Origin of the sequence: Enterobacter sp. BNK-13 (assembly GCF_048685015.1) — a bacterium.
GTDB lineage: Bacteria > Pseudomonadota > Gammaproteobacteria > Enterobacterales > Enterobacteriaceae > Enterobacter > Enterobacter quasiroggenkampii.
In genome coordinates this window covers 2,675,598-2,697,687 of the sequence record NZ_JBLQTP010000001.1, presented here as the reverse complement: position 1 = coordinate 2,697,687, position 22,090 = coordinate 2,675,598, and the positions used below count along the sequence as shown (strand labels likewise).

The 22,090-nt window shown below is 56.4% G+C and carries 16 protein-coding genes, 3 tRNA genes and 2 pseudogenes; 11 read left to right on the top strand and 10 right to left on the bottom strand.

All coding sequences use genetic code 11. The features are described 5' to 3' along the window. Positions 1–30: 30 nt before the first annotated feature. Both ACMGGQ_RS13160 and ACMGGQ_RS13155 read left to right on the top strand, forming a co-directional pair. The gene (locus ACMGGQ_RS13160) at positions 31–1,089 is read left to right on the top strand and encodes an FUSC family protein (RefSeq protein WP_045908595.1); all 1,059 of its coding nucleotides are present in this window, start codon (positions 31–33) and stop codon (positions 1,087–1,089) included. 158 nt (positions 1,090–1,247) lie between these two features. Then, positions 1,248–1,583: a DUF496 family protein gene (locus ACMGGQ_RS13155; protein ID WP_008499467.1), complete on the top strand. Its 336-nt coding sequence runs from the start codon at positions 1,248–1,250 to the stop codon at positions 1,581–1,583. A gap of 47 nt (positions 1,584–1,630) precedes the next feature. Here ACMGGQ_RS13155 and ACMGGQ_RS13150 read toward each other — a convergent pair whose 3' ends face one another. After that, complete coding sequence (locus ACMGGQ_RS13150) at positions 1,631–1,966, bottom strand: gamma-glutamylcyclotransferase family protein (protein WP_104950581.1); 336 nt, start codon at positions 1,964–1,966, stop codon at positions 1,631–1,633. Positions 1,967–2,019: 53 nt separating this feature from the next. Further along, positions 2,020–2,095 (bottom strand) — tRNA-Asn (locus ACMGGQ_RS13145). A gap of 161 nt (positions 2,096–2,256) precedes the next feature. On the opposite strand from ACMGGQ_RS13145, the gene emmdR reads away from it, so the two are divergent. After that, positions 2,257–3,711 (top strand): multidrug efflux MATE transporter EmmdR, encoded by a 1,455-nt coding sequence (emmdR, locus tag ACMGGQ_RS13140; protein ID WP_139125340.1) that lies wholly within the window; start codon positions 2,257–2,259, stop codon positions 3,709–3,711. Between the two features lie 103 nt (positions 3,712–3,814). After that, positions 3,815–3,890, top strand: a tRNA-Asn gene (locus ACMGGQ_RS13135). 145 nt (positions 3,891–4,035) lie between these two features. On the opposite strand, the gene ACMGGQ_RS13130 is transcribed toward ACMGGQ_RS13135, so the two are convergent. The 3 genes from ACMGGQ_RS13130 to shiA all read right to left on the bottom strand — a co-directional run bounded on the left by ACMGGQ_RS13130 (position 4,036) and on the right by shiA (position 8,671). Further along, positions 4,036–5,808: an aminopeptidase P family protein gene (locus ACMGGQ_RS13130; RefSeq protein WP_420290141.1), complete on the bottom strand. Its 1,773-nt coding sequence runs from the start codon at positions 5,806–5,808 to the stop codon at positions 4,036–4,038. An 18-nt stretch (positions 5,809–5,826) separates the two neighbouring features. Next, positions 5,827–7,281 carry an AMP nucleosidase gene (locus tag ACMGGQ_RS13125; protein WP_045908120.1) on the bottom strand — a complete coding sequence of 485 codons (1,455 nt, stop codon included), beginning with the start codon at positions 7,279–7,281 and terminating at the stop codon, positions 5,827–5,829. A 73-nt stretch (positions 7,282–7,354) separates the two neighbouring features. Next, entirely contained in the window at positions 7,355–8,671 is a 1,317-nt protein-coding gene (shiA, locus tag ACMGGQ_RS13120) for a shikimate transporter (protein ID WP_420290140.1), read from the bottom strand. A gap of 256 nt (positions 8,672–8,927) precedes the next feature. Between shiA and pagP the strand changes: the two genes are divergently transcribed. Further along, entirely contained in the window at positions 8,928–9,503 is a 576-nt protein-coding gene (gene pagP / locus ACMGGQ_RS13115) for a lipid IV(A) palmitoyltransferase PagP (protein ID WP_045908122.1), read from the top strand. On the opposite strand, the gene ACMGGQ_RS13110 is transcribed toward pagP, so the two are convergent. From ACMGGQ_RS13110 to ACMGGQ_RS13100, 3 genes are read right to left on the bottom strand one after another with little or no spacing between them, the layout of a single operon-like run. Next, positions 9,500–10,465: an acyltransferase gene (locus ACMGGQ_RS13110; RefSeq protein ID WP_063622046.1), complete on the bottom strand. Its 966-nt coding sequence runs from the start codon at positions 10,463–10,465 to the stop codon at positions 9,500–9,502. The two genes, pagP and ACMGGQ_RS13110, sit on opposite strands and share 4 nt — an antisense overlap. Further along, positions 10,462–13,524 (bottom strand): efflux RND transporter permease subunit, encoded by a 3,063-nt coding sequence (locus tag ACMGGQ_RS13105; protein ID WP_420290139.1) that lies wholly within the window; start codon positions 13,522–13,524, stop codon positions 10,462–10,464. Before ACMGGQ_RS13105 ends, ACMGGQ_RS13110 begins: the two co-directional genes overlap by 4 nt. Continuing rightward, positions 13,524–14,609 (bottom strand): efflux RND transporter periplasmic adaptor subunit, encoded by a 1,086-nt coding sequence (locus tag ACMGGQ_RS13100; RefSeq protein ID WP_181575591.1) that lies wholly within the window; start codon positions 14,607–14,609, stop codon positions 13,524–13,526. Before ACMGGQ_RS13100 ends, ACMGGQ_RS13105 begins: the two co-directional genes overlap by 1 nt. A 396-nt stretch (positions 14,610–15,005) precedes the next feature. Here ACMGGQ_RS13100 and ACMGGQ_RS13095 point away from each other — a divergent pair, with 396 nt between their 5' ends. The 3 genes from ACMGGQ_RS13095 (at position 15,006) to ldtA (ending at position 19,136) form a co-directional block, all read left to right on the top strand. Next, positions 15,006–15,437 (top strand): universal stress protein, encoded by a 432-nt coding sequence (locus ACMGGQ_RS13095; protein ID WP_028019628.1) that lies wholly within the window; start codon positions 15,006–15,008, stop codon positions 15,435–15,437. A gap of 47 nt (positions 15,438–15,484) precedes the next feature. After that, on the top strand, positions 15,485–18,178 hold the full coding sequence (locus tag ACMGGQ_RS13090; RefSeq protein ID WP_420290138.1) for a cation-transporting P-type ATPase: 2,694 nt from the start codon (positions 15,485–15,487) through the stop codon (positions 18,176–18,178). A 61-nt stretch (positions 18,179–18,239) separates the two neighbouring features. Continuing rightward, positions 18,240–19,136, top strand: coding sequence for a L,D-transpeptidase (gene ldtA / locus ACMGGQ_RS13085; protein WP_420290137.1), 897 nt, complete (start codon positions 18,240–18,242; stop codon positions 19,134–19,136). Between the two features lie 134 nt (positions 19,137–19,270). On the opposite strand, the gene ACMGGQ_RS13080 is transcribed toward ldtA, so the two are convergent. After that, positions 19,271–19,346 (bottom strand) — tRNA-Asn (locus tag ACMGGQ_RS13080). A 320-nt stretch (positions 19,347–19,666) separates the two neighbouring features. Between ACMGGQ_RS13080 and nac the strand changes: the two genes are divergently transcribed. Both nac and cbl read left to right on the top strand, forming a co-directional pair. After that, positions 19,667–20,584 carry a nitrogen assimilation transcriptional regulator NAC gene (gene nac / locus ACMGGQ_RS13075; protein ID WP_045908128.1) on the top strand — a complete coding sequence of 306 codons (918 nt, stop codon included), beginning with the start codon at positions 19,667–19,669 and terminating at the stop codon, positions 20,582–20,584. Between the two features lie 96 nt (positions 20,585–20,680). Further along, entirely contained in the window at positions 20,681–21,631 is a 951-nt protein-coding gene (gene cbl, locus ACMGGQ_RS13070) for an HTH-type transcriptional regulator Cbl (protein WP_028013741.1), read from the top strand. 19 nt (positions 21,632–21,650) lie between these two features. Here the strand turns inward: cbl and ACMGGQ_RS13065 are convergent. Further along, positions 21,651–21,866: pseudogene (locus ACMGGQ_RS13065) on the bottom strand (glutathione S-transferase); the annotation flags it as partial. Here ACMGGQ_RS13065 and ACMGGQ_RS13060 point away from each other — a divergent pair. Next, positions 21,859–21,996 (top strand): annotated as a pseudogene (locus ACMGGQ_RS13060) (transcriptional regulator); the annotation flags it as partial. The pseudogenes ACMGGQ_RS13065 and ACMGGQ_RS13060 overlap by 8 nt on opposite strands. Between the last annotated feature and the right edge of the window lie 94 nt (positions 21,997–22,090).

Below are 22,090 nucleotides of genomic sequence, written 5' to 3'. Positions count from 1 at the left end.
TGTGCTTTGCCGTGTAGCTGGAGAGCGGGTGTGCGTCCCGACAAATCATTAACCCCTTTTGAAATTCGGTTGTACAAACACTACCGCGTGGTGCACGGGTGTCGCATCGCGCTGGCGTTCGTGTTGACGTTTGTCCTGGTGCGTTTGCTGGAGGTTCCGGAAGGAACGTGGCCGCTGATCACGCTGGTGGTGGTGATGGGACCCATCTCGTTTTGGGGCAACGTTGTCCCGCGCGCTCTGGAGCGTATTGGCGGGACCGTGTTAGGTTCGGCCCTGGGGCTCATTGCCCTGAAGCTGGAGCTGATCTCGTTCCCGGTCATGCTGGCATGGTGCGGTGCCGCCATGTTCCTGTGCGGCTGGCTGGCGTTGGGTAAAAAGCCTTATCAGGCGCTGCTGATCGGTATTACTCTCGCGGTGGTGGTCGGTGCACCCGCCGGGGATATGACCACGGCGCTTTGGCGAAGCGGGGATGTCATCCTGGGTTCACTGCTGGCGATGCTCTTCACCGGTATCTGGCCGCAGCGCGCTTTTCTGCACTGGCGTATTCAGATGGCCAGCTACGTCACTGCGTTTAACCGCGTCTATCAGGCCGGTTTTTCCCCGAATCTGGTTGAGCGCCCGCGCCTGGAAAAGCACCTGCAGACCATCCTTAACGACGTGGTCAAAATGCGCGGCTTGATCACGCCAGCCAGCAAAGAAACCCATATTCAGAAATCAATTTTCGAAGCTATTCAGACGGTGAGCCGCAATCTGGTCTGCATGCTTGAACTGCAAATCAACGCACACTGGGCCACGCGACCCAGCCATCTGTTGATGCTTAACGCGCAGACTCTCAAAGAGACCCAGCAGATGACGCAGCAAACGCTGTTGACCATCGCCCATGCGCTCTACGAAGGTAACCCGCAGCCGATCCTGGCCAACAGCGAGCGTCTGAATGAGATCGTTGCGGAACTGAAGCAGTTAATCAATGAGCGCCAGAGCGATAACGTGGCGGAAACGCCTATTCATGGCTACGTCTGGCTGAGCATGGAACTGGCGCGGCAGCTTGAGCTGTTATCGCACCTGATTTGCCGGGCGCTGCGCAAATAAAAGGCGTATGTGACGCCTGCTGCTTCGATTCAGCAGCAATTGGGGTTATGATAGCTTTAAACGATATACTCATTGTCATTCGCGGCCGCTGTCAGTAAGGTTATTGTTACAACGGTTGCTTTAACGAATCCGAATCTCACATTATCAGGGGTGTAAAAATGGAAACTACCAAGCCTTCGTTCCAGGATGTTCTGGAATTCGTCCGCCTGTTCCGCCGCAAAAACAAACTGCAGCGTGAAATCCAGGACGTTGAGAAGAAGATCCGTGACAACCAGAAACGTGTTCTGCTGCTCGACAACCTGAGCGACTACATCAAGCCAGGCATGAGCGTTGAAGCTATTCAGGGCATCATCGCCAGCATGAAGAGCGACTATGAAGACCGTGTTGATGACTACATCATCAAAAATGCTGAGCTGTCCAAAGAGCGTCGTGACATCTCTAAAAAGCTGAAAGTGATGGGCGAAATCAAAAACGGCGAAGCAAAAAGCGAGTAATCGCAGCGAATAGTGAAAAAGGCTCTCTGGTGACAGAGAGCCTTTTTTTATGGTTCAGAACGCGGCTGTAGCTGGTAAATCCAGGCTTGAACCTGCTCGCCTTCAGAGGTGGTCACCGTGACCTCAACCCGATCGTAGCCGTCTTCAAACTCATCCAGCATTGACCAGTGTGCGGCAAGGCGATCAGAGATAAACAGATAGCCTTCGACGCGGGGGCCATCGGGGTGGAGCACGATCCCCGGGAAGTCCGCCGCAGCGCCCCAGCCGCGTTCGTAGAACGTACCGGAGACGAAACCGGCCAGCCATTCGCCACCGATGTTTTCAAGAATATGCGCATTTGAGTGGCCCGGGCGCAGCGTGCCGTAGACAAACAGAGCGTTCATTTTCCCTCATCCGCAAAGCAAAAAGCCTGCTTTAAAAGCAGGCTTTTTAAATTTGGCTCCTCTGACTGGACTCGAACCAGTGACATACGGATTAACAGTCCGCCGTTCTACCGACTGAACTACAGAGGAATCGTTGTGGAGGCTTATCTTAGCGGCGAAAAAAGTTTTGTCAAACCTGATCTTAGGGAAAAGCGACTGATTGCTGATTCTGTCGTCAGTTTGTTGTAAATCCACACATCTTTTTCCGGAAAATACTTTGCAGGATGAGCATTTCTCCCCCATTATTTGAAATGGAGTTTCAACTTTTCTCGCTAAGGTCCATTTTGAACGTCACTGCCTCCTTACGCCAGGCGATCGCGCGCACGCCATGGTATGCAAAACGTAAAAGCTATCGGGTTCTCTTCTGGCGTGAAATCACCCCTCTTGCCGTGCCTATCTTCCTGGAAAATACCTGCGTCCTGCTGATGGGGGTGCTGAGCACCTTCCTGGTGAGCTGGCTGGGAAAAGAGGCGATGGCGGGGGTTGGTCTGGCGGACAGCTTTAACATGGTGGTGATCTCGTTCTTTGCCGCCATTGACCTCGGCACGACGGTGGTGGTGGCCTTTAGCCTCGGCAAGCTAGATCCCAAGCGTGCGCGCGAGGCGGCACGCCAGTCGCTGATGATCATGACTGTCTTTTCGGCCGTTCTGGCGGCGGTGATCCACTATTTCGGCAAAGAGATCATCGATTTTGTCGCCGGGGAGGCCACGAACGAGGTTAAAGACCTGGCGCTGACCTATCTGGAGATGACCGTCATCAGCTATCCGGCGGCGGCCATCGCCCTGATTGGCAGCGGCGCGCTGCGCGGGGCAGGGAACACTAAAATTCCGCTGCTGATCAACGGCGGAATGAATATCCTGAATATTATCATCAGCAGCGTGCTGATCTACGGCGTATTCTCGTGGGACGGGCTGGGCTTCGTCGGTGCAGGACTGGGGCTAACCATTTCACGCTATATCGGTGCAGCGGCGATTATCGGCGTGCTGATGGCGGGGATCACCCCCTCGCTGCGCCTCACGCTGAAGAGCTATTTCCGCCCCTTTAATTTCGCCATTATCTGGGAAGTTATGGGGATCGGCATTCCCGCAAGCATTGAATCGGTGCTGTTTAATGGCGGGAAATTGCTGACGCAGATGTTTGTCGCCGGGATGGGCACTGACGTGATCGCCGGTAACTTCATCGCCTTCTCCATTGCCTCGCTGATTAACCTGCCGGGTAACGCGCTGGGCTCTGCATCGACCATTATCACCGGGAAACGGCTCGGGAAAGGGCAGATCGGCCAGGCGGAGCGACAGCTGCGCCACGTTTTCTGGCTGTCGACCATCGGACTGACCGTGATTGCCTGGGGAACCGCGCCGTTTGCCGGGCTGATGGCCTCGTTCTATACCCATGAAGACGACGTTAAAGAGGTTGTAAAAGTCCTCATCTGGCTCAATGCGGCTTTTATGCCTATCTGGGCGGCCTCATGGGTACTGCCTGCCGGGCTGAAGGGCGCGCGCGACGCCCGCTTTGCGATGTGGGTGTCGATGCTTGGCATGTGGGGATGTCGCGTCGTGGCGGGGTATACGCTTGGGGTAATGCTCGGATGGGGTGTGATCGGCGTCTGGCTGGGGATGTTCCTGGACTGGGCCGTGCGGGGCGGGCTGTTCTACTGGCGTATGGTCAGCGGGCGCTGGCTGTGGAAATATCCGCGACAAAATGCCTGACAATTGTGCGAAGTGGAGAATAAATCGTCAAACGATCGGAAATATGCATTCTGCCTTTGACATCCCGGGAGCGCATCGATAATATGCGCCCCGTTCACACGATTCCTCTGTAGTTCAGTCGGTAGAACGGCGGACTGTTAATCCGTATGTCACTGGTTCGAGTCCAGTCAGAGGAGCCAAATTTGAAAAGCCTGCTTTTAAAGCAGGCTTTTTGCTTTTCTGCGTCGGGTAAAATTGTCGGGTGGCGGCTTCGCCTTACCCGACCTACAAAAACCTCGAATCGTAGGCCGGGTAAGGCAAAGCCGCCACCCGGCAAAAGCCGCACTATCCGTTCACACGAACCGGCGCCGTCGCCTCTACCAGCCACGGACGCGCATCGCTGTTCACCAGCGGTGACAGCGCCTCGCGTACCTGCTGGTGATACGCATCCAGCCACTGCTTTTCCTGCTCGCTCAGCAAATGCAGCTCAACCTGGCTTAAGTCGATCGGGATCAGCGTCAGCGAGGCAAACCTGCAGAACCCTGGACGGCTCTCCACAATCTCCACCTGGTTTTCAATACGAATACCGTGGCTATCGCCCAGATAGTATCCCGGTTCAATCGTCATGATATTGCCCGCCACCAGCAGCCACGGGTTGACCTTTTTGGCAATGCGATGCGGATTCTCATGGATAAGAAGCTGATGACCCACGCCATGCCCCGTGCCGTGATCGTAATCCAGTCCCATCTCCCACAGCGGACGACGCGCAAAGGCATCCAGCTGATGTCCCTGAGTCCCGGAAGGGAACTGCAGGGTAATCAGCGACAGGAAGCCTCTCAGCACGGCGGTGTAGTGCAGGCGCTGCTGCGGATCGACCTTACCCCATGCCAGCGTGCGCGTGGCGTCGGTCGTGCCATTCATGTACTGACCGCCGGAATCGTTAAGGTAAAAATGGTCATGACCGATGGGCTTGTTGCTGGCCTCGCTCGAATGATAGTGGCACATCGCCGCATTGCTCGAAGAGGCGGAGATGGTCGCAAAACTCTGCTCGATGAACCCGGGCTGCTGTTGACGGAACGCCAGCTGCTGCGCCTGAACTTCCAGCTCTGTCAGCGGATTCCCTGCCTCCTCGCGCAGCGGCACTTCACGGCTCAGCCAGGCGAGGAAGTTGACCCAGGCGGCGCCGTCCTGGTGATGACACGCGCGATAACCGGCCAGCTCAATCGGGTTTTTGGTGGCTTTCATCAGGGTGATGGGGTCGGTCCGCCAGACAATCTCTCCCCGGGGTTCGATGGCAAAGCGCAGGGCGACCGGCGCGGAATCGGCATCAACCATCACCCGTTTTCCTGCAGCAATTTGCTGGCAGCGTTCGACAAAGGCGTCCTGCGGCGCAATGGTAAACGCATTGCGCACGTCTTCCGGCAGGGCGCCGAGCTTGCTGTCGTTAACAAACCACTCAACGTGGCCGTCACGGCCCAGAAGAGCAAAAGAGAGCGGTACCGGGCTGTAAGGGATATCCGCGCCACGGACGTTTAACAGCCAGGCGATATTATCCGGCAGGGTAACGGCGAGATAATCGGCATTGCTTGCAGCCAGCACGGCGGCGACGCGCTGACGTTTATCAGCACTGCTTTCACCGCTGTATTCAACCGGCATTTCCCGGATAAGCCCCGCCGGTGCGGCAGGGCGGTCAGTCCATAGTGTGTCAAACGGCGAGGCTTTCAGCGGGACCAGCTCGCACGGCGTGGCAGACAGCTGCTCAAACTCCGAGTTGGTCATCAGCAGCGCGTCAAAACCGATGCGCGTCCCGGCCTCAGCGTTTTCCGTCAGCCATTCAGCCAGCGGCTCGTTGTGCAGGTGGCGGATCTCTACCTCATCCGTATTGACCTGAACGCGGGCCTGAACCTGATAGCGCCCGTCAACGAACAGCAGCGCTTTATTTTTCAGCACCAGCGCCACACCGGCCGAACCGTCAAAGCCCGTCAGCCAGGCCAGCTTTTCGTCGTAGGGCGCGCAGTATTCGCTCTGCCATGCATCCGCACGCGGGACGATCATCCCGTCGAGATGGCTGGCCTCAAGCCAGTGGCGCAGGGCAGAGAGCGGAGATGTGCTGGACATGGTTATTCCTTATCGTTATTAGCGGAACGGCGGCTCGTTGAAGGTGCGCAGCTTGCGGGAATGGAGCCGGTCACCTTCTGCCCGCAGCAGGTCAATGGCGCGAATGCCAATTTGCAGATGTTCGGATATCGCCCCTTCATAGAAACGGTTGGCCTGGCCGGGCAGCTTAATTTCGCCGTGCAGCGGCTTATCGGAGACGCACAGCAGCGTGCCGTACGGGACGCGGAAGCGATACCCCTGCGCGGCAATGGTGGCGCTCTCCATATCAATCGCCACCGCGCGGCTCAGGTTGAACCGCAGCGCGGAGGCGGAATAACGCAGCTCCCAGTTGCGGTCATCCGTCGTCACTACCGTGCCGGTACGCAGGCGCTGCTTAACCTCTTCACCCGGCATGCCGCTGACCTCTTTGGTGGCGTCATACAGCGCACGCTGCACTTCGGCGATGCTCGGGATTGGGATATCCGGCGGCAGCACCGCATCCAGCACGTGGTCATCACGCAGATAGGCGTGGGCAAGCACGTAGTCGCCAATCAGCTGGCTTTCACGCAGGCCGCCGCAGTGGCCGATCATCAGCCACACGTCCGGACGCAGCACCGCCAGATGGTCGCAGATGGTCTTGGCATTTGACGGGCCCACGCCGATGTTAATCAGCGTAATGCCCTGACCGTCGGCGGTGATCAGGTGCCAGGCGGGCATCTGATGTTTTTTCCAGGCCAGGTCGGAAATGGCCTGCTCGGGCGCTTCGGTCTCCGCAGTGATCCAGATCCCTCCCGCACAGGAGAGCGCGATATACGGGCTTTCCGGGTCGAGGATCTGGCTGCAGCCCCAGCGGACAAACTCGTCAACGTAGCGGGTGTAGTTGGTAAAGAGGACGAACGGCTGGAAATGTTCGACGGGCGTGCCGGTGTAGTGGCGCAGACGCGCCAGGGAGAAATCGACCCGGCGGGCATCAAAGTGCGACAGGGGAGAAAATTCTGCCGGGTGATAGATCCCATCGGCCGTCTCATCGCCAATCTGCGACAGTTCCGTCGTCGGGAAGTGGCGGGTTAGCCCCGCGCTCATCGAACGGTCGAGGGTTAACGCCGAACCGTCAATCACGTAGGGGTATGGAATTTCATGCTGCGAGGGCTCAACGTGAATGTGCGCGCCGTAATCCTGATACAGCAGCGTAAGTTGTTCTTCGAGGTACGGGCGGAACAGGGCCGGGCGGGTGACGGTGGTGCTGTAGCAGCCGGAGTGGGTAAAACGGGCGTAGGCACGGGTTTTCGGTGTTGTGCTGGCGCTGCCGTCCCAGGTCACAGAGAGCGATGGATAAACAAAAAGGCCCTCGGTTCTGGCCTTTTCGTCGGGAAGTTTCCCTGTTTCGATATATTCGCTGATGGCGCTGCGCAGCGCGTTGACGGACTGTTCATACAGCGCGTCGAGTTTTTCCAGCGCCTGAGCCGGGGTCAGGCTGGAGCCCTTATTATTCATCTCTGTCTCCTTGTTCCACAGGTGTGCGACTCTACCCGATAGTATGTCACACGCCTGTGAAACAAAAGTGAGATCAGCGGTGGCTCGTCTCTTTCATCAATAGCGCCGTTGCCGCCGACAGCAGGCAACCGGCCAGCAGATAAACCGCCACGCTGTGCCAGTTACCCCCGGAGAAGGTCACCAGCGCGGCGGCAATAAACGGCGTAAACCCGCCGCCGACCACGCTTGCGACCTGGTAGCCCACGCCCGCGCCGCTATAGCTGTAGCTGGCGCCGAACAGTTCGGTAAACATCGGCTGCTGCACGCAGACCACCATATCGTGAGCGATGTTCGCGAGCATGATGGCAAAGAAGACAATCCAGAAGATCGACTGCGCCTCCAGCGCCATAAAGAATGGCCAGGCGCAGAGGCTCCCAATCAGCGCGCCGGTGATGTAGACGCGACGGCGGCCAAACCGGTCCGCCAGCCAGGCGAAGCAGGGTATTGTCAGACAGCTGATCCCGCCGACCAGCAGGCCGATATTCAGGAACAATTCACGGGGCAGGCCGAGATTCTGCGTCGAGTAGTTCAGCGCAAAGGCGGTGACGATATACATCGTCAGCAGCTCGCACAGGCGCAGGGCGATAATTTTCAGAAAAGCGCCAGGGTGCCGAATCAGGGCTTCCATCACCGGCAGCCGCTTTTTGACGGCCAGTTTTTCCTGTTGCTGCTGTTCGAATTCAGCGGACTCCTCCATGCCGTTACGGATCCACAGTGCGGCAATCACCAGCACGATGCTGAAGATGAACGGAATGCGCCAGCCCCAGCTCAGGAACTGCTCGTCGGTGGTGAGCTGGCTGATTAACGACACCAGCCCTGTAGAAAGCAACAGCCCTACGCCGTACCCGACCTGCACGCCGCTGCTGTAAAACGCTTTCTTATTTTTTGGCGCGCTCTCAACGGATAGCAGCGCCGCGCCGCCCCATTCGCCGCCCACGGCGAAGCCCTGAATGGCGCGTAATGTCACCAGCAATACCGGGGACCACCAGCCAATGGCGGAAAACGACGGGAGAATGCCAATTAGCGCGGTGGCGATCCCCATCATCCAGACGGTGAGCATCAGCATGCGCTTGCGGCCCAGGCGGTCGCCGAAGTGGCCGAAGATCACCCCGCCCAGCGGGCGAAACAGAAAGCCGACGCCGAAGGTGGCAAACGCGGCGAGCGTACCCATCGCAGGGCTGATCTGGGGGAAGAATTCACGGTTAAACACCAGCGCGGCGGTAATGCCGTAAAGCAGAAAATCATACCAGTCGACGACGGCACCCGCGAAGCTGCCGAGTGCGGCGCGGCGGGCGCGATTGAGCGAAGGTGTCTCCTCGTTGGGACGATCGGAGATGAGGGTGGAGTCCATAGTTGTCCTGTCCGTACTGATTTTTTAATTATTGATATAAGAAAAGGTCACTCACATTGCGCCCGTCATATAAACGGAACCTATGAGACTACCGCGACAAAACGCCTGAGAAAACGTTTTTATCTTTCCGGAAGGTGCTGAATAAATAAATTTCATCCACATCTGCGGCGAGATAATTGCCTCTTCTGGCTTCGTTAAGTGCTGAATGGTTTACAGTAATAGTGACCGCCGCGTGAGTTAAGCTGAGGGAATAACGATGCAACGCACCTTTTCGGCATTCTGGATGATTCTGTTTTTATTCGTCGCACCGCTTCAGGCGGAGCCCAACGTCTATGGCGAGCAACGCATCAGCGGCTGGTGGAATGCGTTGACGGAAGACATTTCGCAAACCTGGGCGCAGCCTCAGCGTTACGATCTGTACCTGCCGTTTCTGAGCTGGCACGCTCGCTTTATGTACGACAAAGAAAAAACCGACAAGTACAACGAAATGCCGTGGGGAGGTGGGCTGGGCGTTTCCCGCTATAACGAAGAGGGTAACTGGAGCGCGCTTTTCGCGATGATGTTCAAGGACTCGCACAACGAATGGCAGCCCGCGATGGGCTATGGCTGGGAGAAGGGCTGGTATCTGGATAATGCCAGAGATTTCCGCCTTGGGCTCGGTGCCGCCGCGGGCATCACGGCGCGCGATGATTTTGCGAACTATGTCCCGCTACCGTTCATCTTCCCGCTTTTTTCGGCCAGCTATCAGCGCGTTACCGTCCAGTTCACCTATATTCCCGGGACTTATAACAACGGCAACGTGCTCTTTGCCTGGCTGCGCTTAGGCTTTTAAAGGGTGATCACCTTTTTTGCCACGGCGTTAGACAATACCAGCATGGAGAAGAGAACAGAGGTGACGAACGTAAGTACAATCAACGCCAGCTTCATGCCGAGTGACGTCACCGGTATCAGCGCCGTCAGCAGATGAAACACCGAGTAGTGCACAATATATACGCCAGTCATCGTTTTGCTGATGGCGGCCAGTATGGACTCCTTAAACTCAGCATTGCGGCGAAAGCGCACGCCGTTCGCCGCAATCACCAGGGCAATAATCAGGATGTAGATCTGCGAGCCGGTGAGGATAAAGGCGTTTCTGTCGGCCTTAAACAGGGCAAAAAAGAAGTGGCGCTCGTAAAACCAGGTGAAGAGATAGATAAACGGGATGGCGATAACCGCCGCCCGGACTACATTTTTGCGGCTTATCCACTCGGCGATTTTAGGATCGCAGAAGAGTTGCCCCGTCAGATAAAACAGCAGCCACGTCCACAGTCGATACTGCGGTGAAAGAGAAAGGGCGTGCGTTTCAGGATAAAGCGCCGATAACAGATCGTATCCGTAGGAAAAGAACAGCAGGGCAGCAATCGCGCCGCAGAACAGCGATCTCCGCTGGCTAAGCCACTCTACCGCCGGGTGGAAGGTGTAAATCACGACAAAGGCGAACACGAACCAGGGCTGGATTAAATACCCGCGCTGATAAGGCTCCCACAGGTAGTAGATCGTTATCCAGAACAGAAAAACAATCACAAGACTTTTAATTTTACCCAGCTGCCAGCGCGTGCCGTGCCGGGATTGTCCGTCGAGATAGCCCGACACCACAAAAAACAGCGGTGTAGCGATCGTCGAGATAAAGGTTAAAAACCCCAGGATCCAGTGATAGTCATAATCATAATGATCCCAGGTATTGTAGATGGTGAAGAAGGTCACCGCCGTCATACAGCCCAGCGTCTTGATAATGTTCAGCCCTGTCGCATTCATTGTTGTTTGGCTTCGTCCTTACGATGGAAACACGCATAGATCACGGGGAGTACCAGTAGCGTCAGGATTGTAGCAAACCCCAGTCCAAACATAATCACAACAGCCATGCTCTGGAAGAAAACATCCAGCAGTAGCGGAGCCAGGCCAAGTACGGTCGTGAACGCGGTGAGCAGGATAGGGCGCAGGCGCGAGGTGGCGGCATAAACGATCGCGCTGTGCTGATCCTTTTGCGTTTTCTGCTGTTCGATCTCTTCCACCAGCACGATGCCGTTGCGGATGAGCATTCCGCTCAGGCTCAGCAGACCAATCAGCGCCATAAAGCCAAAGGGAATGCCGGTAATTAAAAATCCTGGTGTGACGCCAATCAACGCCAGCGGTACGGTCAGCCAGATTGCGACGGCATTTTTTACCGAGCTGAACATCAGCACCGTAATGACAAACATCACCAGATACCCGAGAGGCAGCGTTGTGAACAGCCCTTGCTGCGCTTCACTGGAGTTTTCCGCATCGCCCCCCCACTCGATGCTGTAACCGTGTGGCAGGGGAAGGGCATCTACCTGCGGCTTCACGCGGGCGAGAATATCGCCGGAGGTTTGTTGGGTCAGCGGGTCCGGGTCCGTCTGAACCGTCAATACCCGCGAGCGGTCGCGTCGAAGAATGAGCGGATCTTCCCACTCCAGAGAGAAGCGACTGACGACGTTACTCAGCGGGATATACTGCTGCCGCGCCTGGCTCCACACCAGCACGTTGTTCAGGTGGCTGGCATCCAGCCTTTCGCTTTCCGGGGGCCTCACCACCACGGGCAGCAGGTCGCTGCCTTCCCGATACAACCCCGCCCGGCTGCCGGAGAAATTCATCTCCAGCGCGTTGTCGACGTCCTGTTTATCCACGCCAAGCTCGCGTCCCAGCGCGGCAACGTACTGCGGGCGGATCACTTTGCTGCGGTTTTGCCAGTCGTTTCGGACGCTCCCCGTAGCCGGATCGCGCGCCAGAATATCGTCCACCTGGCTGGCAATCAGACGCAGCCTGTCAGGATCCGGGCCTTTAATGCGCACTTCAATGGCGCTGTCGCCGGAAGGGCCAAACATCACCCGTTTCGTGCTGGCGTTCACCTGCGGGTAGTTTCGCGCGATGTACTCGTCAACGTGGCGGGTCAAGGAGGAAATGTTACGCTGGTCATCCATGCGCACCATGATCTGCGCATAGTTGCTGTACTGCCGCTGTCCGCTGTAGGTCAGAATAAACCGCATGCTCCCCTGACCGATGGTAGAGACGGTGGTTTCCACGCCGGGCTGGCCCTTGATGGTTTTCTCAATATCACCGGTCATTTTCTCGGTCCATTTGATATCGGTCCCGTAGGGTAACCACAGGTCGACAAAGAAAATCGGCGTATTGGACGACGGGAAAAAGTTTTGCCGCACCGCGCCAAACCCCCAGACAGACGCGGCCAGCAGGGCGGCCATCACTACCAGCGTCGGTGCCTTATGGTGCAGCAGCGTGTTAAGCAGGCGCTGATAGAGGCGGTAGAGACGTTTGTCGTAAGGATCTGACTCGTCAGTGGTGCCCGGCGCGCTGTCGTTTTTAAACAACCACCACTTAATCATCACCGGGGTCAGGGTGAGCGCCGAGAACCAGCTCAGCATCAGGGAAATCAGCAGCACCTGGAAGAGGGATTTACAGTATTCCCCGGTGGAATCCTGCGACAGCCCGATAGGCGCAAACGCAAGGATAGCGATCACCGTCGCCCCCAGCAGCGGCAGGGCGGAGCGACGGATGATAGTGTTAACGGCGGTTAATAGCGGGGAGCCCTGCTGTCGGGCAATCAACACCCCTTCGACAATGACGATGGCGTTATCCACCAGCATGCTGAGGGCGATAATCAGCGCCCCAAGCGAGATGCGCTGTAGCTCAATGCCCCAGAGATACATAATCAGCAGCGTGCCCAGCACGTTAAGCGCGAGGGAAAACGCGATGATGATCCCGCTGCGTACGCCCATAAAGATCAGCAGCACGCCGATAACAATCGCCAGCGCCATCAGGAAGTTAATAATAAAACCGTTAACAGAGTGGCCCACTTCGGCTGCCTGATCGTAAAACAGGTCTATCTGTATGCCTGCCGGTTTTTCCGCCGACATCTGGTTTAGCTTCGCCTCCAGCGCGTGGCCCACGTCGATCACGTTCACGCCGGGAATAAACGAGACGCCCATGGTGACGGCTTTTTTGCCGTTGGCATGGTAGATACTGGCTGGCGATTCGTTCAGCCCGCGCGACAGCGTGGCGATATCCCGCAGACGCGTCGCCGCCCCGGTGCCAGAAGGCGTGATGATGAGATCCGCCAGTTCATCCAGATTCTCGAACTCACCGGTCGGGTGCAGACGAATGGATTCGCTGCCGGAGGTGATTTCTCCGGCGCTTGAAACGACGTTAAGCCTGCTGAGCAGGGCGGAAAGCTGGTTCAGGGTAATGCCGCGCGCGGCCATTTTGGTCAGGGAAATATCGATATTGACCTGTTGGCTAATCGCTCCACCGATGGCAACCTTCGCGACCCCGGGGACCAGAATCAACTCGCGGCGCAGCTGCTCCGCGTATCTCACCAGTTCAGGATTACTGAATTCATCCCCGGAAATGGCGAAGAAGAAGCCGAACACGTCGCCGAAATCGTCATTCACAAAGGGCGTGACGACGCCGGGCGGGAACTGACGCGAGGCGTCGCCCACGCGGCGGCGCAGTTCATCCCAAATCTGCGGCAGTTCGTTTGAGTGATAGCGTGACGCGATGTTAACGGTGATTTGCGACAAACCGTTTGAAGAGATGGAGCTCACGTTGTCCAGATAAGGCAACTGTTGAAGGGCATTCTCCAGCGGCAGCGTCACCTCTTCTTCGACCTGCTGAGCTGATGCGCCGGGGTAGTGGGTGACGACCACTGCGGTTTTGATGGTAAAGGCGGGATCTTCCAGCCTGCCGATATTCAACAGCGCGAAAATACCCCCGATGCCCAGCAGCAGAATCGTTAGCCAGACGCGAACAGGGTTATTAATAAATTGACGAGAGATATCCATTACAGTCCCCGTTCACGCGTCCAGATACGCACCGGCTGGTTAGCATGCAGCTCTCCAACGCCTGCGGCTACCACGCGCTCACCCGCCTTAAGCCCGCTGGTGATCACCACGCCTTCGGTAATCACTTGCCCCACGCTGACCTTGCGGTCTTCAAGATGGAGCGTGTCGCCTTCTCCCGCCACAACCCAGACGTGCGGCTCATTGCGCGGGCTGTTGTCCGGGTTAAAGACTGCCTCAACCGGTACGACCAGCGCCTGAGTGCCCGCGCCAGCCGGGAGGTTAGTTAAATTAATGGTCACCGTACCGCTTACGCCACCGACGGCGGGAAAATCATCTGGCCGCGGCATGGTGAGTATTACCTGCCAGGTCAGGGTATTACTGTCGCTGCTGCCCGAGTGTTCTTTATAAACGGCGGTAAATTCCCGATCCGGAATGGCGTTAATTCTCACTACCGGGCGATACTGCGCGTTGCGAATATCAAAGGTCTTAAACAGGTTTTCAGGGATGCTGAACACCACGTCAAGCAGATCGGTGCGGGTTAACGTCGCGATGGGCTGACCGGCAGACACCACCTGATGGTTTCGGACATGTACGCTGGCCGCCGTCCCGCTGAAGGGGGCGACAAGCGTCATTTGATTCAACTCTTCTCGGGCGATCTGTAGCGCCGCATTCGCCGAATCGCGGTTCGCACGCTGCACGTCCATTTCGGCTTTCGAAATCGCCTGGCGGCCCGCCAGCGTCTGGAAGCGATCGAATTGCCTCTGGGCCAGCGTCGCCGCCGTTTGTCTGTCATTAACCCGCTGCTGGGCTTCACGGGCATTCAATCTTGCAAGCTGTTGACCCTGCTTGATGACTGCGCCCTGACGCACATCGAGCGCTTCAATTTGACCTGCGCGCTTGAAGGAAAGGTCTGTGGCATCGCCCGATTCAATGCGGGCGGGAAAAACGCGCTGCTGGGCGTTACCGGGAACCGTCACCTCCGCTACTTTTACCATTCTGGGCAGGGGGGAGACGTCTTTGGGTTTCGGGTCGCACGCTGTGAGCGTTAACAAAACGAACGGTAAAAGAGAGAGGTAGCGGTTCACTGTATTCCCCTAATAAATAACTGTTTTATTTATTCCATAACCTGGACAGGGGTGACACTATTCTGCCAGAACAGTGACGACCATATAGGTAAATAAACCAATCGCCGTGCTGGCGATAATGGCAAGCGCAATAAACATACCCAGTCGGATCAGGCTTATACCATACATACATTCCTCCATGAGCCGGAAGCGGTGGCTAACTATGAGCATAGTCGGCGAAAAGATAAATGTTAAATAACCATTAGCAGTGGGGAAGCGCTAAACCTGATATTCCTGTGCTACGTTTAATATTATTCATCTCTTTTTACCGTAACTGGCATTAAGGGCAACCCCCTGCATTTAATGCGTTTTTATGCTTCATTCACTCTCATGTTGGTTATAAAAAGGATGCTCGATATGTATAAAAACATTCTCGTTCCGGTGGACGTCTACGAGACAAGCCTGGCGGATAAAGCGTTGCAACATGCACAGTTTCTGGCGCAAAGCGCATCGGGTGACATTCATTTGCTGCACGTCATGCCCAAATTTTCAGCCGAACTGACGCGCGGTTTTATTTCAGATGCGCGCAAGATGGATGAATATATGATTAATAATTCGAAAGAAAAACTGTCTGACCTGGTCAAAAAATTGAATCTGCCAGAAGAGCGGGTTCATCTCCATGTTCGTAGCGGAAATGTTCGTGATGAGGTTATTAAGCTGGCGGATGAACTTGCTGCTGGCGCGATTATTGTCGGCTCTCGAAATCCAAATATTCAAACCCATTTGTTAGGATCGGAGGCGGCAAGTATTGTCCGTTACGCCCATGTTCCTGTTTTCGTTATTCGTTAATTACATGAAAGCAAGGTGATTTCTGAATAGAACCTGAGGAAGGAACGATGAAAACAGGAAAACCTGAACGTCCGTATTATCAACAAACCGTTGACGAAACCCTGTCGAATATCCACTCCACCCTGGAAGGCCTTAGCGGCACTGAGGCATCAGCCCGACTTCAGCAGCATGGTGAGAATGCTTTGCCGCAAAAAAAGGGCAAACCCGCCTGGCTGCGCTTCCTGGCGCATTTTAACGATGTATTGATTTACGTTCTGCTGGTGGCCGCGTTGCTTAAGCTCTTTATGGGCCACTGGGTAGACATGTTCGTGATCCTGGGGGTTGCCATCATTAACGCGCTGATTGGCCATATCCAGGAGAGCAATGCTGAAAAATCGTTGCAGAGTATTCGCAATATGCTCTCCAGCGAAGCCGTGGTGGTACGACAGGGGAATCATGAAACGATCCCCACCACGTCGCTGGTCCTGGGGGATATCGTGGTGATCCGCGCCGGGGATCGTATTCCTGCGGACCTGCGTGTGATTGAAGCGCATAACCTTCGCGTGGAGGAGGCCATCCTGACCGGCGAATCCACCGTTGTTGAAAAAAACAGCGATGCGTTAAGCGGAGAACTGCCTTTAGGTGACCGGTATAATCTGCTTTACTCAGGCACCACCGTCAGCTCCGGCGGCGGTAAAGGCGTGGTGGTGGCAACCGGGGGCGAGACCGAACTTGGCCACATCAATCAGATGATGTCCGACATTGAAAAGCACCGCACGCCGCTGATGGTGCAGATGGATAAGCTCGGTAAAACCATCTTCATTACTATCCTGGTCATGATGGTGGCGCTGTTCGTCTTTAGTCTCCTGTTCCGGGATATGCCGGTTTCTGAACTGGTGCTGTCGCTTATCAGCCTCGCCGTTGCCGCCGTGCCGGAAGGCCTGCCGGCCATCATTTCCATCATCCTTTCGCTTGGCGTACAGGCCATGGCGCGTCGCAAGGCCATCATTCGTAAGTTGCCCACGGTGGAAACCCTGGGCGCAATGACGGTCATCTGCTCGGATAAAACCGGCACCCTGACGATGAATGAAATGACGGTCAAAGCGGTGATTACCGCTGAGACGACCTATCGCGTTGAGGGCGACAGCTACGAACCGGTGGGGAATATTCACCCCGTAGATGACCCGACGCCCGTCAGCGTGACGCAGGGTTCCCTGCTGGAACGCTACCTGCGCACCATTGACCTCTGTAATGACAGCCAGCTGATCAAAGACGAGCAGGGGCTGTGGAAAATCACCGGGGGGCCGACCGAGGGCGCCCTGAAGGTGCTGGCGGCAAAAATCCCGCTCCCAGCGCTTGATACGGAAATGCGCAGTAAAATCCCGTTTGATTCGCAGTATAAATACATGTCCACGCTCTACCGGCTGGGCGAAGAAGAGGCGATTTTAATCACCGGCGCGCCGGACGTCCTGTTCCGCCTCTGCCAGTACCAGCAGACGAATGACGGACTGCAGCCGTTCGATCAACCTTACTGGGAAGGCAAGATCGAAGAGTATGCCCGGGAAGGGTTGCGTATGGTGGCTGCGGCCTGGAAACCTGCCCGCGAGGGACAGCGCGAGCTGGATCACCCGGACCTGCGTGATGGCGTGATCCTGCTGGGTATTGCGGGAATGATGGATCCGCCCCGTCCGGAGGCCATTACCGCGATTGCCGACTGTCTGCAGGCCGGGATTCGCGTGAAAATGATCACCGGCGACCACCCGCAAACGGCCATGAGCATTGGGCAAATGCTGGGGATTGGTAACGCTGCAAGCGCTATCACCGGACGCGAGCTGGAGGCGATGGACGACCGTCAGCTGAGCGACGCCGCGCAGCAGTACGATATTTTCGCCCGAACCAGCCCGGAGGATAAATTCCGCCTCGTGCAGGCCCTGCAAAGTAAACAGGAAGTGGTGGGCATGACCGGGGATGGCGTAAATGATGCCCCGGCGCTCAAACGGGCGGATGTGGGTATCGCCATGGGGATTAAGGGGACAGAGGTCACCAAGGAAGCCGCCGACATGGTGTTAACGGATGACAACTTTGCCACCATTGCCAGTGCGGTGCACGAGGGGCGTCGTGTTTACGATAACCTGAAAAAAACGATTCTCTTCGTTATCCCGAGCAACATTGCGCAGGCCCTGCTAATCATCATCGCGCTGCTGGCGGGGAACCTGATCCCGCTGACGCCGGTGCTGATCCTGTGGATGAACATGGCGACGTCGGCAACGCTGTCGTTTGGCCTGGCGTTTGAAGCGGGTGAGAAGGACATCATGAACCGGCCACCGCGTAAGGCGAATCTGCATGTGATGGACGGCTATGCCATCTGGCGCGTGGTGTTTGTCGGTCTGATGATTGCCATCAGCGCTTTCGTGCTGGAAGCCTGGCTACAGCCGCGCGGTTACTCAGCGGAATTTATCCGCACCGTGCTGCTGCAAACCCTGGTGACCGCGCAGTGGTTTTACATGCTTAACTGCCGCGTTAATGACGGCTTCTCGCTGAGCAAAGGCCTGCTGGCGAATAAAGGGATTTGGATCGTGAGCGGTGTACTGCTGGCGCTACAACTTCTTATCATTTACGCACCGTTCATGCAGATGCTGTTTGGCACCGAAGCACTGCCGTTCCGCTACTGGGTCATCACCTTCCTGATTGGTTTTGTGATGTTCCTTATTGTCGAGGCGGAAAAAGTGCTGACGCGCAGATGGCGCAAAACCGAGGCGTAATAGCGTAAACTGAGAAAGCCTGCCTGAGTCGAGGCTTTCTCTTTTTTGAGCACAGGAAATTATGATGCGATTTACCTGGTTCGTCCTTACGCTGTGTGCCGCTGTACCCGGCGCGTTTGCCGTAACCTATCCCTTACCGCCGGAAGGCAGTCGTCTGGTGGGAACCCCGATTATCATCACCGTTCCCGAGCGCAATACGTTACCGCTTGAGGCCTTTGCCGCGCAGTACGGGCAGGGGCTAAGCAATATGCTGGAAGCGAACCCGGGGGTGGATCCTTTCTTGCCCAAATCCGGCACCCGGCTGGTGATTCCCCAGCAGCTGATTTTGCCCGATACCGTCCGCGAGGGGATTGTCGTTAACGTCGCGGAAATGCGTCTCTACTATTATCCACCGGGCAGCAATACCGTTGAAGTGCTGCCCATCGGCATCGGTCAGGCCGGGCGCGAAACCCCGCGTAACTGGGTAACGGCGGTTGAACGTAAGCAGGTGGGGCCAACCTGGTCTCCGACGCCGAATACGCGCCGTGCCTATGCGGCAGAGGGAAAAACGCTGCCTGCCTTCGTGCCCGCCGGACCGGATAACCCGATGGGGTTGTATGCGATCTATATTGGCAGGCTGTATGCCATACACGGCACAAACTCGAATTTCGGCATTGGACTGCGGGTGAGTCAGGGCTGTATTCGTCTGCGCAATAATGACATCAAATACCTTTTCGATAATGTCCCCGTTGGAACCCGCGTACAGCTTATCGATCGGCCCGTTAAAGTCACCACGGAACCGGACGGCAGCCGCTGGGTGGAGGTTCACGAGCCATTATCACGTAACCGTGCGGAGTTTGAATCGATCCGGAAAGTGCCTCTGCCAATGTCAGCCGCGCAGCGGACGCAGTTGATAAACGAGGGGGCGGGAGCCGAACTGGAACGGCGGTCAGGGATGCCGGTGAAGCTTGCTTATTGAGGCTGTGTTGCCCGGTGGCGCTGCGCTTACCGGGCCTACAGTCCTGTAGGTCGGGTAAGGCGAAGCCGCCACCCGATAATTTTACCCGACGCAGAAAAGCAAAAAGCCTGCTTTAAAAGCAGGCTTTTCAAATTTGGCTCCTCTGACTGGACTCGAACCAGTGACATACGGATTAACAGTCCGCCGTTCTACCGACTGAACTACAGAGGAATCGTGTGAACGGGGCGCATATTATCGACCTGCGTTCACCTTGTCAAAGGGTGGATCGCCGCCTTTTGATCGTTTGCTGACAAAATCGGCAAAGTGATGTTTTTGACAGCGGAATGCACCGCTTTGGTGCGGGTATACCTCTAATGGGGCAGATCATAAACTGCTGTTTCGGTAATAAAACCCCCCTCCATGATTAGGTTTCCTTATTTTCAGGCGTTTAGCGCCCAATTCAGACCGCCTGGTAAAAGTGGCATTCATATTGCAAAACCTGTTCAACAACGACAGCCGGTTCCGGCACAGCATTTCGAACAGGGGGCAAAATGAACTTAAGACGACTGAAATACTTCGTAAAAATCGTCGATATCGGCAGCCTGACTCAAGCGGCAGAAGTGCTGCATATCGCGCAGCCTGCGCTGAGCCAGCAGGTGGCTACTCTGGAAGGCGAGATGGATCAGCAGCTGTTGATCCGCACCAAACGCGGCGTCACGCCAACGGAAGCCGGTAAGATCCTGTATACCCATGCGCGCACCATTCTTCGCCAGTGTGAACAGGCGCAGCTGGCGGTGAATAACGTGGGGCAGACCCTGAGCGGGCACGTGTCCATCGGGCTGGCGCCGGGAACGGCGGCATCGTCCATTACCATGCCGCTGCTGCAGGCCGTCCGCGCTGAGCTGCCTGAAGTGCTGGTCTATCTGCACGAAAACAGCGGTTCTGTCCTGAATGATAAACTGCTCAGTGGCCAGCTGGACATGGCGGTCCTTTACGATCGCTCCCCGGTTGCCGGGATCACCAGCCAGCCGCTACTGAAAGAAGATCTCTACCTCGTGGGCACCCGCGACTGCCCGGGCCAGAGCGTCGACCTTACCGCCGTGGCGGAAATGAACCTCTATCTGCCGCGCGACTACAGCGCCGTGCGCGTGCGTGTGGACGAAGCGTTCTCCCTGCGCCGCCTGACGGCCAAAATCATCGGCGAAATCGACTCGATCTCCACGCTGACCGCAGCCATTGCCAGCGGCATGGGGGTGACCGTTCTGCCGGAATCCGCAGCACGCTCGCTGTGCAGTGCGGCAAACGGCTGGATGGCGCGGATCACCACGCCTTCTATGAGCCTGCCGCTGTCGCTGAACATGTCCGCACGCGGTTCGCTGTCGCCACAGGCGCAGGCGGTAAAAGAGATTTTGATGTCGCTGGTCAGCAAGCCTTCGCTTGAGAACCGTGAACTCCAGCTCGTGAGCTGATATTCCATAAAAGCATAAGATGCTGGTTTTTATTATTTGTTCTGCAGCTCGGCTGACTCTAACAATAGAGCTATGTCAGATGCGCCGGAGTGAATCGTGAATTTCCAGCAACTTAAAATTATCCGTGAGGCGGCCAGGCGGGACTACAACCTGACCGAGGTCGCCAATATGCTTTATACCTCCCAGTCCGGCGTCAGCCGCCATATCCGCGAGCTGGAAGAGGAACTGGGTATAGAGATCTTTATCCGTCGCGGCAAGCGGCTGCTCGGCATGACGGAGCCGGGTAAGGCTTTGCTCACCATTGCTGAGCGGATCCTCAACGAGGCCAGCAACGTGCGTCGCCTGGCGGATCTCTTCACCAATGACGCCTCGGGCGTGCTCACCATCGCCACCACCCACACCCAGGCGCGCTACAGCCTGCCGCCGGTGATTAAAGCGTTCCGCGAACTTTTCCCTGACGTCCGTCTGGAGCTTATCCAGGGCACGCCGCAGGAAATTGAAGTGCTGCTGCAAAACGGTGGGGCGGATATCGGCATTGCCAGCGAACGCCTGAGCAATGATCCGCTGCTGGTGGCTTTCCCCTGGTTCCGCTGGTACCACAGCTTATTACTTCCGGTCGATCATCCGCTGAATCAGGTTTCACCCCTGACGCTGGAAGACATTGCGAAATGGCCACTCATTACCTACCGCCAGGGGATCACCGGACGCTCGCGTATTGATGAAGCTTTCAACCGTAAAGGATTAACGCCGGACATCGTGCTGAGTGCGCAGGATTCTGACGTGATCAAAACCTACGTCGAACTGGGGCTGGGCATTGGCCTGGTGGCGGAACAGTCCAGCGGAGAACGCGAAGACGGGAACCTGGTGCGTCTTGACACGCGTCATCTGTTTGACGCCAACACCGTATGGCTTGGCCTGAAGCGCGGACAGCTGCAGCGCAACTATGTGTGGCGCTTTATCGAGCTATGCAATGCCGGGCTGTCGGTGGATGAGATTAAACGTCAGGTAATGGAGCCGGAAGAAGTGGCGATTGATTATCAGATTTAGGTGCGGGTTTGCCCGGTGGCGCTGCGCTGACCAGGCTCATTGACTGAATAAACGTCCCGATAACCGTACTGGTGACGGCAACCCGATCGGGAGCGTAGGTGGTCGGACGCGTCTTTAGCAGCGCATTCCATTCCCTGCAGGCCGCCAGCAGCTGGACTGTAATGCGATCGACACAGGCACCGTGCTGCTTTTCTTCCGGGCGCAGGTTGTGCTCATACACATTTTGTACCCCTTTCACTGCGCCGTATCCCTGGCCTTACTGGCTGGTGACATCGCAGTTAACGGAGGCGAAGCCGGAGGTGGCTCTCTTTGTCGAGTGGCTGGATGAGGAAGTGGCGGCCTGGCGTCAGCTCTCGGAGTTCTGAACTCTTTTTTACGGTACTGCTCGCAATGCGGTGAATGCCTGACGGGTGATTCATCGAAATACTCCTGCACGTCTTCAGCTTTCGCGTAAAAACA